Origin of the sequence: Moritella sp. F3 (genome assembly GCF_015082335.1) — a bacterium.
Classification (GTDB): Bacteria; Pseudomonadota; Gammaproteobacteria; order Enterobacterales; family Moritellaceae; genus Moritella.
Window position 1 is genome coordinate 49,845 of the sequence record NZ_BLRL01000008.1, and the last position, 14,884, is coordinate 64,728.

General features: G+C 40.0%; 13 protein-coding genes. 9 read left to right on the forward strand and 4 right to left on the reverse strand.

Annotated features, from left to right (window positions below):
* The first annotated feature begins 37 nt into the window (after positions 1–37).
* Entirely contained in the window at positions 38–1,432 is a 1,395-nt protein-coding gene (gene dbpA, locus JFU56_RS14320; RefSeq protein ID WP_198437969.1) for an ATP-dependent RNA helicase DbpA, read from the forward strand.
* Positions 1,433–1,845: 413 nt separating this feature from the next.
* Here dbpA and glpC read toward each other — a convergent pair whose 3' ends face one another.
* From glpC to JFU56_RS14340, 4 genes are all read right to left on the reverse strand, one after another.
* Positions 1,846–3,054, reverse strand: a complete 1,209-nt coding sequence (gene glpC, locus JFU56_RS14325) for an anaerobic glycerol-3-phosphate dehydrogenase subunit GlpC (protein WP_198437970.1) — start codon at positions 3,052–3,054, stop codon at positions 1,846–1,848.
* A 12-nt stretch (positions 3,055–3,066) separates the two neighbouring features.
* Entirely contained in the window at positions 3,067–4,416 is a 1,350-nt protein-coding gene (gene glpB / locus JFU56_RS14330) for a glycerol-3-phosphate dehydrogenase subunit GlpB (protein WP_198437971.1), read from the reverse strand.
* On the reverse strand, positions 4,406–6,058 hold the full coding sequence (gene glpA, locus JFU56_RS14335) for an anaerobic glycerol-3-phosphate dehydrogenase subunit A (protein ID WP_198437972.1): 1,653 nt from the start codon (positions 6,056–6,058) through the stop codon (positions 4,406–4,408). The genes glpB and glpA overlap by 11 nt, the downstream gene beginning before the upstream one ends.
* A gap of 138 nt (positions 6,059–6,196) precedes the next feature.
* Positions 6,197–7,138, reverse strand: a complete 942-nt coding sequence (locus JFU56_RS14340; RefSeq protein WP_198437973.1) for a LysR family transcriptional regulator — start codon at positions 7,136–7,138, stop codon at positions 6,197–6,199.
* A gap of 269 nt (positions 7,139–7,407) precedes the next feature.
* Between JFU56_RS14340 and JFU56_RS14345 the strand changes: the two genes are divergently transcribed.
* From JFU56_RS14345 to JFU56_RS23215, 8 genes are all read left to right on the forward strand, one after another.
* On the forward strand, positions 7,408–8,127 hold the full coding sequence (locus JFU56_RS14345) for an SDR family oxidoreductase (protein ID WP_198437974.1): 720 nt from the start codon (positions 7,408–7,410) through the stop codon (positions 8,125–8,127).
* Positions 8,128–8,387: 260 nt separating this feature from the next.
* Positions 8,388–8,696: a hypothetical protein gene (locus JFU56_RS14350; RefSeq protein ID WP_198437975.1), complete on the forward strand. Its 309-nt coding sequence runs from the start codon at positions 8,388–8,390 to the stop codon at positions 8,694–8,696.
* A gap of 624 nt (positions 8,697–9,320) precedes the next feature.
* A complete protein-coding gene (locus tag JFU56_RS14355; RefSeq protein ID WP_019441941.1) occupies positions 9,321–10,334 on the forward strand; it encodes an amino acid ABC transporter substrate-binding protein in 1,014 nt (337 codons plus the stop codon).
* A 96-nt stretch (positions 10,335–10,430) separates the two neighbouring features.
* Positions 10,431–11,615, forward strand: a complete 1,185-nt coding sequence (locus tag JFU56_RS14360) for an amino acid ABC transporter permease (RefSeq protein ID WP_198437976.1) — start codon at positions 10,431–10,433, stop codon at positions 11,613–11,615.
* 1 nt (position 11,616) lies between these two features.
* Complete coding sequence (locus JFU56_RS14365; RefSeq protein ID WP_198437977.1) at positions 11,617–12,696, forward strand: amino acid ABC transporter permease; 1,080 nt, start codon at positions 11,617–11,619, stop codon at positions 12,694–12,696.
* A gap of 66 nt (positions 12,697–12,762) precedes the next feature.
* Positions 12,763–13,509, forward strand: a complete 747-nt coding sequence (locus tag JFU56_RS14370; RefSeq protein WP_374221049.1) for an amino acid ABC transporter ATP-binding protein — start codon at positions 12,763–12,765, stop codon at positions 13,507–13,509.
* A gap of 128 nt (positions 13,510–13,637) precedes the next feature.
* Positions 13,638–14,003 (forward strand): STAS/SEC14 domain-containing protein, encoded by a 366-nt coding sequence (locus tag JFU56_RS14375; RefSeq protein WP_198437978.1) that lies wholly within the window; start codon positions 13,638–13,640, stop codon positions 14,001–14,003.
* Positions 14,004–14,042: 39 nt separating this feature from the next.
* On the forward strand, positions 14,043–14,843 hold the full coding sequence (locus tag JFU56_RS23215) for a GNAT family N-acetyltransferase (RefSeq protein ID WP_198437979.1): 801 nt from the start codon (positions 14,043–14,045) through the stop codon (positions 14,841–14,843).
* Positions 14,844–14,884 lie beyond the last annotated feature (41 nt).

The window sequence follows — 14,884 nt, forward strand, 5'->3', positions numbered from 1 at the left end:
TTTTTGTTTTATCTCCTATTCATTAAAGGTATGTGCTGTGAGCCAAACTAACTTCTCTTCTCTAAATTTACGTCCAGAACTTGTTTCTAATCTGGATACTCTCGGTTATACCGAAATGACACCTATCCAAGCACAAAGCTTACCGAGTATTCTTGAAGGTAAAGATGTGATTGGTCAGGGTAAAACGGGTTCAGGTAAAACAGCTGCCTTTGGTTTAGGTTTACTGCAGCGTTTAAATGTAGAACGTTTCCGTATTCAAACATTAGTGCTTTGTCCTACACGTGAGCTTGCTGATCAAGTGGCGAAAGAAATTCGTAAACTTGCACGTGGTATTCACAACATTAAAGTATTAACACTGTGTGGTGGTATGCCATTTGGCCCACAAATCGGTTCATTAGAACACGGCGCACATATCATTGTTGGTACACCTGGTCGCGTATTAGATCATTTAACAAAAGGCACGTTACGATTAGATAATCTAACTACTTTTGTACTTGATGAAGCTGACCGTATGCTAGAAATGGGTTTCCAAGATGCACTTGATGCAATTGTTGAGAAAGCACCAAGCGATCGTCAAACACTATTATTCAGTGCAACGTTCCCGAAAAAGATAGAAGCAATTGCATCGAAGATAATGAAGAACCCAGAAATGGTTGAAGTCGCATCGACACATGACGATAGCTCTATCAAACAGCATTTCTATAAAGTAAAAAACTTTGGTGAACGTTTAGATACAGTACGTGGCTTATTACTACAGCACAAACCTGAATCAACGGTTATCTTTTGTAATACCAAGAAAGACGTGCAAGATGTTGCTGATGAATTAGGCCACTTTGGCTTTAGCATCATTGCATTGCATGGTGACTTAGAGCAACGTGATCGCGATCAAGCGTTAGTGCGTTTTGCAACGAAGAGTGTTTCTATTCTTGTTGCGACTGACGTTGCGTCTCGAGGTCTGGATATTGAGTCGTTAGATGCGGTAATTAATTTCAACGTTGCACACGACAGTGAGGTACATGTTCACCGTATTGGCCGTACTGGCCGTGCTGGTAGTAAAGGTTTTGCTTGTACTTTATTTGATGATAAAGAAGGCTACCAGGTTGCACAGCTAGAAGATCGTTTTGGTATGATCACGCCTGAAGCATTACCACCTGCAAGTGTGCTAAATGAATCACCAATGATGCCACCTATGGAGTGTATCCGTATTGATGGTGGTAAAAAGCAGAAAGTACGTGCTGGTGATATTCTTGGTGCATTAACGGGTAAAGACGGTATTGATGGTAAGCTAGTGGGTAAAATCCAACTGTTTGATAACTGTGCTTATGTTGCTGTTGATACTAAAGTGGCGAAAGCGGCTGTGCAGAAGATTGGTAAAGGTAAATTGAAAGGTCGTACATTCCGCGCTTGGATCGTACGTTCATTTAACGATTAATCGTTAGATGCATCTGTCAGTAGCGATCGAATAGACTCGTTACTGACAGATATTATCTTCATAACTTATTATCGCGGTTATACAGCTCTACGAATGAGCGGCCGTAAGATGCTACAACTTTTGTTAGCATAGTTGTGATGAAGTTGGTGACCAGTTGAGTTGTCATAATAATTACCTTTCTAATTAGTTTATCTAAGCACTGTTTAATTTATATAAGTATTAGTTTATATAAGTGCGATAAGAAAGAGATAATCTAATTTGTTCATCTCTAACCCTCCGTTTTAACTGCATTATAGCTATTATTATTTATCTTTATAGCGAAATAAATTTGTCATCAGGATTAGAAAATATAATGTATTATCATACTCAATTTTTCCGTTAATAACTGAGTGAATAAGGCAAATCTTACTCCATTAGTCAGTTAGACACTGGGCTAATAAACTGACCGGATGGATAGTTTCTAAGTCACTGTTCTCTTCAATTTGCCATTTACAGGTTTCACAATCGGTGATCGCAAAGTCAGCATCACTCTGTTTTATCTGTTCAAACAAGCCTTTACCTATCTTCATCGACACATCATAGTTTTCTTTCTTAAAGCCATAAGTACCAGCAGAACCACAACATTCACTGTTAAGTACAATGACATTTAACCCTGGGATAGTACGTAACAATTCAATGGTAAAAATAGCCAAGCCACTGCGCTCGAGATGGCACGGCGTATGGTACACAATGGTTTTATTCACCGGCTTTAATGCTGGCATATTACCGTTCATAAATTCACGTAATATAAATGAGGTAATGAACTCAAGCTTATTCGAAATCTTACTGTTATCTACTTTTAATACATGCGGGTATTCTTGCTTTAAAGTCAGTGAACAAGTTGATGATGTCGATAAAATCGGGGTATTAAATTGTTCTACCGCTTCAGTCATGTGTTGAACATTAAATTCGGCATTCTTACGGGCTTTATCGTGAAAGCCATTAGCGATCAGCGGTACGCCACAGCATTTTTCTTTCTTCAATAACTTTACGCCAATATTCATGGCATTGAGTACTTTTATTAAATCTTTGCCCAGTTGTGGGTTGTTATAGTTAACATAACAGCCATGAAAATAACTGATCTGGCGCTCGAACTGTAGTTGAGTATTAGCTTGTTTCTTATACCAATGACGAAACGAACCAAAAGCATATTTAGGTAATGATTTGTGCTTATCAATCGCTACCGTTTTATCCATGATGGTTTTGATGATTTTCGAATCTGTAATTTTATTTACTAAGGGGGCAACGGGTGTTGATAGTGAGCCGAATAAATCTGTGTGACTTAAAATATAATCACGCATTAATTTGGGGTTAAGTTTTTTCTTTTCAAATTTTCCCCGCGCAACCGCGATAATATCGCCGACATTAACGTTAGAAGGGCAGGCTGTTTCACAGCGTTTGCAGTTGGTGCACAGCTTTAAGGCTTCATCATAATACTCAGGACTTTTTATTCTGAGGCGCTCACCATCAGGGCCCGATTCTTTTGGTCCAGGGTAGTTGGGGTTAGCTTTGGCTACGGGGCAGTACACAGTGCAGATTGTACACTTAATGCATTTTTCAAAACGTGTTGATGCTAAATCCATGGTATTGCTCCTTTATGCCAAGCTGTCGCTGGTGATATTTTGAGAATGGCTATTCTTATTATGTTGTAGTAGCAAATTGACGGCATGATAAGCGGTACTAATTGCTACGCCACTGCCACTGCCTTCAGCCACGGGATCATAGCCACCTAAGTTAGAGCCAGCGCAAAATAGATTATTGATTACTTTGCCTTTGAGCATTGGATTAAAGGTTTGGTTCGTTTTAATGCCTAATGATAAAAATGGTTGTGAGTTAGGTGCAAAAAACTGTGGGTTATACCAAGTGTTACGTTGCTCAAGGCTATTCATGTCTAAGTCAAACACAGGTTCTTGTAACTTGTCATGATGGCCAATAAGGCCTTTACTAAAGAAGCTACCGGATGCAAAAATGAAATTGTCGGCGGATAATGGCATGCTTTCTAAGTTACGGGTATAAATGCGTTTAAGGCACAATTCATCATTGTTGTTACTGTCTTTTGTTATGTCACCACGGGTGACTTGGTCGCCTTTTAATAACATCCCTCCACCTTTGATAAACAAATCAATCATGGTTTCTTCGAGGCGAATGCCTAACATTGACGGTGGCATGGTCGGTACTTCGTGAAAGGTTAAATTGGTTAATTCATGTAGCTTGTTGAGCGTTTCAAGACCTAAACCATTACCTGTGATGGCTGGTAATATAACGACATCATTAACCGTTGCGATCGTGAGTAGCTTATCGGCGAGAGCTTTGATTTCACTGTCGTTCGTTAAGATACGAGCGATATCAATAGAGCGCAACTCGCAAGCGTTGCGTTTAAGCCCTGAGAAACCAGCAATAGCGACATTGGCGTGTGCTATTTCAACGCCTTCAAACTCTGGTATTTGAACTAAATTGTCGGTGACCATCTTAGCGTTAAAATCACGGAAGTCATCAATTTGGACCACGATAATACGCTTGATGGCATGTTCGCTCAGTCGCATTGGCAGTTGTTGCACATAAGGCTGTGACAGCCAAGTCGACTTTAACGTACCCAGCGGTGTGATACGCAGGTGGTTATCACCATTGTCTTGCTGTATTAATGGAATACCTGCGTTAGTGAGTAATTTTTTATACCATTGCACAGATTCAAATACGGTTTTTTTACCGACTTGACTGTATGGATGAGCTGGAAACTCGTTGGTGAATTTATTGAAAATAGCCGCCGGATTACGAATAGCCTTACCTGTTGGCGTATGCGAGAGCAGATCGATAGAGCCTGAAGAAAAGTGCAGCGCGCTTTGACCATTAGAAATAATAGCTGTTTTTAATCCAGCTTCAAGGCTGCGTAAGCCTGCTGTATAACCGGCTATGCCACCGCCAATAATGATGCTATCAAATTTCATAATAATCCTTATCTTCTTGCTTCTCACCGAGCTTGTTAATATCTGTTGCGCCAAATAGACCTTCATAGAGCCAATAGGTAAATTCTGCTTCTCGTAATGCGTCACCAAATAACACTGGCTTGATACCTTTCCAGCGTTCTTCAAAAAACTGCATTAATAACTGACTCGATTCATAACCACTGCAGTTGCCAAAGTCACAAAACAGGCTAGATGCGCGGTAGGTGCACAATTCCCCCTGGCATGACCCCATGCCGAGGCGGGTACGTCGGCGTAAATCAACCAAATTAGTCACATCTAACTGCTTAATCGCGTACTCAATTTCACCTACAGAAACCATCTCACATTCACAAACAATCGATTTGCCTTTAGTGCTTTGATCAAAGCTAGCAACTGCATTTTCACCGTGACGGTGAGTGGCAGCTGTGGTGGTAAATACCGCTTGTTTAGGTTTATGTTTGTTGTTTCCAGACTGAGTTACAGAGCCAGGTAGCGGCTGTAAATGGGTTGTACAGCTGCTGATATTACCGAGCTTGCTTGCTACAAGGTCGGTAGTCATTTCAGCCATTAACCTACTGGTCATTAATTTTCCGCCGAGAATACTGCTGAACCCAGCTAAGCCATCACGCTGCTGGTGATCAAGTAATACAATACCGCGGCTGATATTACGGCCATCACCGCCGCCGACATCAACTAATGGTCGTACGCCTGCATAAGCACGCAAAATACGTGTTTGAGCCAGTATCGGGGCTAGTTTGGCGCCTTCTTCAATTAAGATGTTGACTTCTTTTTCACTGATTTTGAGTGAATCGATATCTTTATAATCAATTTCTTCTGACGTTGTACCAATGAGTGAAATCGAGTCTCCAGGTACTAAAATATCGGCATCGGCAGGTTTACGGCAGCGATTGATAACGAGATCATTAATACGGTGTTCGAATACTAACAGTGACCCTTTAGCGGGGAGCATCTGTACATTTAGATCGGCATAGTGACAAATGTTCTTGCCCCAAATACCAGCTGCATTAATGACTTCTTGGGCATACACTTCAAACTGTTCATTGGTGCGGGTATTAATGCATTTTGCGCCAATGATACGATCGCCAATACGAATTAAAGATTGCACCATCGAGTAGGTAAGTAGCTGTGCGCCATGGTTTTTAGCATCTAATACATTCGATGCACATAAACGAAAAGGGTCGAGCGTGCCGTCAGGGACTTTGACTGCACCAAGTAGGCTGCGATTGACGTTGGGTTCAAGTTCGATGGCTTGTTGTGGGGTCAGTCTTTGCGTGTCGATACCGGCGGTTGCACAAGCTGCCATGAAGGTATGTTGAAAATCCAGATCATCTTCTGGCAAGGTAATAAATAACCCGTTGGTTTCTTCAATGCAGTGACTGGCGATATGCTTGAGGATTTTGTTTTCTTGGATACACTCTCGGGCCGATTCTGCATCGGTGACCGCATAACGCGCGCCGGAATGTAATAAGCCATGGTTACGGCCTGTCGTACCTGAAGCGATATCACCTTTATCAAGTAATATGCATGTGATGCCACGTAATGCGCAATCGCGCATAATACTGGTGCCTGTCGCGCCACCGCCAATTATCAATACTTCGGTATTGAAACGGGTTACCTTTCCCATAATTCATCCATATATGCAGCTCAATTAACTACTTATAAGTATGAACTAGATAGCTTCTGATGAATTGATCTTAATCATAAATGCTCGAAAGAACATTTTAACCACCATTCGAACATCGCAATTTCAATGAAAATATTATTATAATTGCTTAAATCGTTGGCATATAAAATCAATCAGTACTTTTAAGCGAGCTGGTTGATAGCGATTGCGGTGATAAAGTAGGAATAGTGGAACATCTGGTGAGTGCCATTTCTCTTGTGCTAAGTCTTGCGCTGAGTCTGACGTAAATGCAGATGATAAGGTATTGTCGTTAATTTCATCTTCACAATACAGCGCTGGTAAACGGACAATGCCATTACCACTTTTTGCGGCATTAATGAGTGCACGGCCACTCTTACAGCTAAAGTTACCTTTAACGTTAATGTCTAACTCGTGTATCGGTGCATTATTGTGTTGCACTGATTTTTGATGAAAACGCCAACGCTTGATACTGCCGGTTAAACAATTATGTTGCTCTAGATCTTTAGGGTGCTTAATGACTGGATGCTTGGCTAAATAATCAGGACTGGCTAGCACTTGCACCTTAATGTTGGTCAGCTTTCTGGCGACTAACCCCGAATCCTCTAATTCCCCCATACGCACGACTAAATCAAATGCTTCAGAAATCAAGTCAACACGTGGACTACTAAAGTCCAGCTCAACCTCGATATCGGGATACTGTAAATTAAACTCACTAATAATGTTCGCTAAAATATCCTCGCCAATCACACCACCAACACAGTTAATGTAGATACTACCCTGTAATTGTTCGGTATCGTCTTTAGCCGCTATCACGGCTTGGTTGATAGTTTGTAATGATGTCAGGCATTGCTGAAAAAACTGTTCGCCAATTGGCGTCAATCGTTGGGCTCGTGTCGTACGGATAATCAGTTGCACGCCGAGTTGTTGTTCGAGCTGAGCAAGTTGGCGAGATACGTGGGCGCGAGATGACTGCAATACTTCAGCTGCTTTGGTAAAGCTGCCTTGTTCTGCAATAGTAACAAACGCGCGGATGTCGGCAAGGGATGAGCCATTTTGCATTGCTGTGCCTATAGAGATTAAGTTGGGTAAGGATGATAGTAAAAGTTTATGAATTTAATTGTAGCTTAAAACGTAACAGTTATGTTCTTTATTGTGTATATATCAACAATGTCGATATCTATATACTCTCTTTCATCCACTCAGGAGTGCCTAGGTCTAACATTAATAGGCTCGACACATTCACTGAGCTGGCAGCTAACCGCTGTCGTTTAATCTTAATTGTTATTAAAAATCATCATCAAATATTAGTATAAAATAGAGAGTATATAATGAAAAAATTAGTTGTTATTACAGGCGCAAGTTCAGGTATTGGTGAAGCTACAGCGAAACGTTTAAGCGCAGCTGGTCACCCGTTATTATTAGTTGCTCGTCGTGTTGAAAAACTAGATGCACTAAACTTACCAAATTGCTTATGTGAAAAAGTTGATTTAACTATCCATGCTGAGTTCCACGCTGCACTTGCTAAAGCTGAGGCGTTATATGGTCCTGCTGATTTATTAATTAACAACGCAGGCATGATGTTATTAGGTCAAATTGATACACAGCCTGCTGAAGAATTCAAAACCATGTTCGACGTGAACGTGATTGCATTATTAAACGGTATGCAAGCAGTACTTGCGCCAATGAAAGCCCGTAACACAGGTACTATCATCAACATCAGTTCTGTTGCAGGCCGTAAAACATTCGGTGCGCACGCTGCTTATTGTGGTACTAAATTTGCTGTTCACGCAATCACTGAAAATGTACGTGAAGAAGTTGCTATGTCAGACGTACGTGTAATTACTATTGCACCAGGTGCTGTTGAAACTGAATTGTTGTCGCATACGACATCAGAAGACATTAAAGCGGGCTATGAAGCTTGGAAAGAAACGATGGGTAACATTCTGGCACCAGATGATGTTGCACGTGCCATTGAATTTGCTTATGCACAGCCGCAAGATGTATGTATTCGTGAAATCGTATTAGCAAGCACACGTCAAGAACCTTAGTTAGGATGGTGGTGACTTATTTAAGTCGTCATCGTTGTTAGGTGTCTATTTCTCTATTGATTTATTGATTGAGCAAATAAATAGAGATGACTATAAAAGTACTAATAACCGTTTAATTATGCATAAATGGATTATTAGTACTTTTTTCATGCTTGCTCATGACATTGCTTAGTTAAGATGGGCTATAACTTTACAAGCACGACATCTGGACTAAACAAGCACTAGACCAGCTATAAACTTTACATTAAGGATGATGTGAAATGAAATTATGGATATACAGACCAGCGCAATTACTCGATGCCGTGCGTGATTATAAATTATATGCCGACGGTGAATTCATAACTTACGTCAAACGTGGCCAACGCTTTGTTATTGATGTCCCTGACAATACTCAAATTCTGCAAGCCAAACTCAGTTGGTGCTCTAGCCAGCCAATTTATACCAAAGACCTCTCCCATGGTGCCGTCACCGTCAAAAATGCTTTTTCACACAACCCTCTATTAGTGCTTTTTGGTTCTACACTTTTCGCTACATTTGGGCGTAAGCATTATTTAAAGCTGGTTATTTAATCTTACCTGACAGTGTTTCTTAGCTGTAATTGATAAAGCTACTTATATAGTGATAATTACTCACTGACTTTCCTTCGATTAGTGATCTTGTTATGTGAACCCTGCAACAAAATATAACAGGCTCTCATCGGAGGAGTATTAACGGATATCGTCGATAAATTCCCCCTACATAAGCTGGAAAATGACGGCGAACTTTCTTAATGATCATTTAAACTTATCTTGGTTAAGTGTAATGATGGAAACTGATTTAATTTATAGCTTCTTTGTAAATCAGCGGATTAGACTCGCTTTACTCGTAAAGAATGAAATTAGAACAATGTCATACCTTATAGTTTATTAATTTATATTATAGAAGGGAATATGGATAAAAGCCTTAAAGTGAATAACCACAAAGTATTATTCACCTAAAATACCGCTATAATTGTTAATTAAGTGTTAAATTCGTGACGAATGTCTAATACTTACCAATGCTTTTGTTAATCAGTTGTTGCTTCATAGATGTTATATAAAAATTGCCTTATGCTTATTTTGTGTTTAGGAAACAGAGAAAACAACTCTTTTTAACAGGCGAGTTAGCCAACTAAAACCAACATTACAATAATAAAAATAGACAAGGAAATTAATATGAAGGTTACAAAAATAGCTTTAATACTAGGTCTAGCATCAACATTACCCAATTTAGTTAATGCTGCTACATTAGAGCAGGTGATGAAAAAAGGCGTATTGAACTGTGGTGTTTCTACAGGGATCCCGGGTTTCTCAGCAACAGATTCAAAAGGTGTTTGGAAAGGTATCGACGTTGACTTTTGTCGTTCCGTTGCGGCTGCTGTATTAGGTGATGCATCGAAAGTTAAATTCATTCCATTGACTGCAAAAGAACGTTTTACGGCATTACAAAGTGGTGAGATTGACCTGCTATCTCGCGCATCGACGTGGACAGCAACACGTGATACTTCACTGGGCTTAAACTTTGCTGGTGTTAACTATTATGATGGTCAAGGTTTCTTGGTTAATAAAGACCTCGGTGTTACGTCAGCGAAAGAATTAGATGGTGCATCTTTCTGTATTCAGGCGGGTACAACAACTGAACTTAACCTAACTGATTATTTCAAATCGAATAACATGGAGTATAAAGCCGTTACGTTTGATACATCAGGTCAAACAATTGATGCATTCAAAAAAGGTCGTTGTGACGCAGTTACCTCTGATGCATCGCAGCTATATGGTTTAAGAATTAAGTTGGACGATCCTAAATCAGCAGTTGTACTGCCTGATATTATTTCTAAAGAACCTCTCGGTCCTGTTGTACGTCAAGGTGATGATGAATGGTTTAACGTAGTCCGTTGGAGCTTATTCGCAACACTTGAAGCTGAAGAGCTAGGTGTAACGGCAAGCAATGTTGATAAGCAATTAAAATCAGCTAATCCATCTGTTAAACGTCTGTTAGGTGTATCTGGTAAAGCTGGTGAAAATTTAGGACTTAAATCAGATTGGGCTTACCAAATCGTAAAACAAGTTGGTAACTACGAAGAAATGTTTGAAAATAATGTAGGTAAAAATTCACCTCTTAACATTGACCGTGGCCTCAATAATTTATGGAATAAAGGCGGCTTAATGTACGCAATGCCAATTCGATAAATTAATACCTTAGTCACTTCACCTTATCATCGGGTATGTTGAAGTGACCTTGGTATATCGGGGGCTTTGCCCCCTTTTTTAAAAGGTTATTTTGTTATGAATAATTCAAAACTCCCCCCAACCTCCAGCGGTTTGTTTAATAGCCCCAAAAATCGCGCAATTATTTTCCAAGTGCTTTCTTTAGTGGTTGTGGTTTTATGCATTTTTTACTTCGTTAACAATATGTTTGATAATGTAGCAAAAAGGGGTATCACTACAGGTTTCTCATTTTTAGGCGAAACAGCTGGTTTTGGTGTCAGCCAAGCGCTTATTCCTTATGATGATACAAGCTCAACGTTTTTAGATGTATTTATTGTTGGTATATTAAATACCATGCTCGTGGGCGTGATTGGTATTGTACTCGCGTCGATTATTGGCCTAATGGTCGGTATTGGTCGCTTATCTTCTAATTATTTAATCGCTAAATTGTCACTGGTTTATATTGAAACATTCCGTAATATCCCTATTTTATTACAGATCTTGTTTTGGTATAACGTGGTACTTGCTGCACTGCCAAGTCCGCGCCAAAGTATTTCTTATTTTGATTCTATCTTTATTAATAACCGCGGTTTAATTGTACCGGATCCGATCTTTGAATCGGGCAGTAGCTTTATTCTTATCGCGTTTGTGCTGGCTTGTGTCAGTGTGGTCTTTCTGAGTAAATGGGCAATCAAACGTCATGATTTAACTGGCGAAGAATTTCCATTAGTGAAGGTCTCTCTGGCTATCGTTGTCGCAGCTCCTTTACTGGTCTTTTTCGTTACCGGTCAACCTATCAGTGCTGAATATCCAGCGTTAAAAGGGTTTAATTTTAAAGGTGGTATCACCATTATTCCGGAATTACTTGCGCTTATCTTTGCGTTAAGTATCTATACCGCTACCTATATTGCTGAAGCTGTACGTGCGGGGATTGAAGCTGTACCCCCAGGTCAAAAAGAAGCGGCAGAATCATTAGGGCTAAAAGATTATGTCATTTTGCGTAAAGTGGTTTTACCGCAAGCGTTACGCGTGATTATCCCGCCAGTGATTAACCAATATCTTAACCTAGTGAAAAACTCGTCACTGGCTACTGCAATTGGTTATCCAGAAATTGTTACCTTGTTCTCAGGTACGACGCTTAACCAAGTCGGTCAGGCTATTGAGATTATCCTAATGACGATGGCTGTGTATCTTGTATTCAGTATTGTTATTTCGATGTTACTGAACTGGGTTAATGCAAGAATGGAAATTAAAGGAAGATAATATGGCTGTTTATACGATGAAAGAGGCCAAACCTGCACCTTCGACGAGTAAGGGGTTGGTGTTCTGGTTACGAGAGAATCTATTTTCTACAATTCCTAATACGCTGCTAACACTGCTGGGTATTTACTTTATCTATACTACAATCCCACCGCTATTAGATTGGATGATCTTTGATGCGACATGGAGTGGTACTAAAGAAGAAGTGGTTAAAGAAGGTGCGCGCTGGATATTTATTATCGAGAAGTTCGATCAATTTATGTATGGGTTCTATCCTGAAGCCCTGCATTGGCGTCCGAATTTAGTCGCGATTATCAGTATTATTTTTGTATTTTTTATACCACGTCTGAGCAGTATTAAAATCAAATTTGTCAGCATGCTGTTGTATCCGGTTATATGCTTCATCTTGATCCGTGGTGGCTTAGGACTTGAAGTGGTTGGCACTGAAAAGTGGGGCGGTTTAATGCTGACTATTTTGGTGGCTGCCGTCGGTATTATCGCGTCATTCCCAATCGGTATTTTACTCGCACTGGGTCGTCAGTCTGACAATATGCCCATTGTTAAAACTTTATGTGTTGGTTTTATTGAGTTCATTCGTGGTGTGCCACTGATTACTATCCTATTTATGGCGTCGGTAGTACTACCATTATTCTTCAGTGATGGTATTGAATTTGATAAGTTATTACGTGCGTTAATTGGTATTACTTTGTTCCAAGCCGCATATATTGCCGAAGTTATTCGTGGTGGTTTGCAAGCTATTCCGAAAGGCCAGTATGAAGCGAGTGAATCATTAGGCTTAACCTATTGGCAGGGAATGATTTTAATTATTCTGCCACAAGCGTTAAAGATTTCGATCCCTAACTTGGTTGGTTCATTCATCTCGTTATTTAAAGATACGACCTTAGTATTAATCATTGGCTTGTTCGATATCCTAGCTATGGTGACACTTACAAACAGTGATACCAGTTGGCTTGGTTTTGAAATCGAAGGTTATGTGTTTGTTACTCTGATCTATTGGGTATTTTGTTTCAGCATGTCGCAATACTCGCGCGTGATAGAACGTCGATACAATACCGATCACTAGCAATTACCGTAAATTTACAGCTTAACACTGACCATTTACGTAAGGTAATTGGTATAAGGAAATATCATGTCAGAACAAGAAAATATGATTAGCATGCAAGACGTTAACAAATGGTATGGTGATTTTCACGTACTTAAAGACGTTAACTTAAATATCAAGAAAGGCGAAAAAGTGGTTATCTGTGGTCCATCAGGGTCAGGTAAGTCAACCACGATCCGTTGTCTGAATCATCTTGAAAAATTTCAAGAAGGTAAAATTAACATTAACGGCACAGACTTGATTGAAGACGTAAAAGTTGTGCGTCATATTCGATCGCAAGTAGGGATGGTATTCCAACACTTTAATTTGTTTCCGCATCTTTCAGTATTAGAAAACTTATTACTAGCGCCAACTTGGGTACATAAAAAGCCTCGTCATGAAGCGATTAAAACGGCGATGATGTATTTGGAACGCGTAAAAATTGCTGACCAAGCACATAAGTTCCCAAATCAGCTTTCTGGTGGACAGCAGCAGCGTGTGGCAATTGCTCGTTGTCTGTGTATTAACCCTGAAATCATGTTGTTTGATGAGCCTACATCGGCACTGGATCCAGAAATGGTATCGGAAGTGTTAGATGTGATGGTTGAGCTTGCTGATGAGGGGATCACGATGATCTGTGTAACCCACGAAATGGGTTTTGCTAAGAAAGTGGCTGATCGCGTTATCTTTATGGATGCAGGGCAGATTATTGAAGAGAATGAACCACATGAGTTCTTTGATAACCCGCAATCAGATCGTTTAAAATTATTCTTAGAGCAGATTTTATCGCACTAAGAACAGTACTTGCAAAAATATGATGTACTGCTGAAAAGCCTTACGCTTAATCCATTACTATAATGGGCTAGGGTAAGGCTTTTTTTATGAGCTTATTTATATGTAGAAAATGAGATGTAGGAAATGATATGTTGGAAATGATAGATATCGAAATTGACAACGCGGTTGCGTTTCAAATGTCGGGTAAAATAACGGAAGGTGACATGGCGCTGGTGCTGAATTTTGCCAAAGAGAAAATTGAGCATTATGGCAGTATTGTCCTGTTTGAAAAGATTAACTCTTTTAGCGGTGTTGAATTTGCAGCCCTAATCGAAGAGTTTAAATATCTGTTTGATGTCGGTATTAGCAATATAGATAAGGTTGCGATATTAACGGATAAAAAGTGGATAGAACATATTGTTAATATTGAAGATAAGATGTTTAAAAAAATTGATATGCAATGCTTTGCTTTGGAAGAACAGTCTCTGGCAATTGAATTCCTGAAAAGCGTATAATCAGCCTCAATTTTCGGTATTCGACACAGATTGGTGATCATGAAGACGATTAAAATTAAGCCGTACGCTATCCAATGGGCGACAGAGATTACTGATTTATTTTACCAATCCGTTCACGGTATAGATCCGTTGGTATATACAGTAGAACAGAAACAGGCTTGGGCTCCTACGCCACCTGACTATGAGGCCTGGTCGAAACGATTAAGTGTCAAAAGACCGTTCGTGGCGATAGTTGATGGTCGGATAGCGGGCTTTATTGAGTTGGATGTTGATGGTCATATTGATTGTACCTACGCACACCCTGACTTTCAGGGGATGGGCGTTGCATCGGCACTTTATAAACATTTGCTTACAGAAGCACGGGCCAGGAGCATCGCGCGTTTATATGTTGAGGCATCATTGATTGCCAAGCCGTTTTTCGAGCGTCGTGGTTTTTCTGTGGTAACGACAAATACAGTACAACGAAATGCCGTTACTTTAGTTAATTTTACAATGGAATTAAATATGACGACTCACTATCTTGATGTTAGCCCTGAATATAGCGAAGAAGCTCCGGCGTTTACAGATATAGAGCGTTGGACTGGTTATGCCATTTTAGAGTTTGGTGCGTCTTGGTGTGGTCACTGTCAAACGGCTGAACCTGCGATTAAAGACGTGCTAGTAGCTCATCCGCAATTACCCCACATAAAAATAGCTGATGGTCGAGGCAAAAAACTCGGACGGGTATTTAAAGTTAAGTTATGGCCGACGTTGGTATTACTTAAAGATGGGCAAGAAGTATCGCGACTTGTCAGACCGACTGCTATTACAGAGGTGCGAGATTTATTGGCTGGTATATAAATAAAAAAACCAGCAATCATTAGCGACTGCTGGTTTATAGA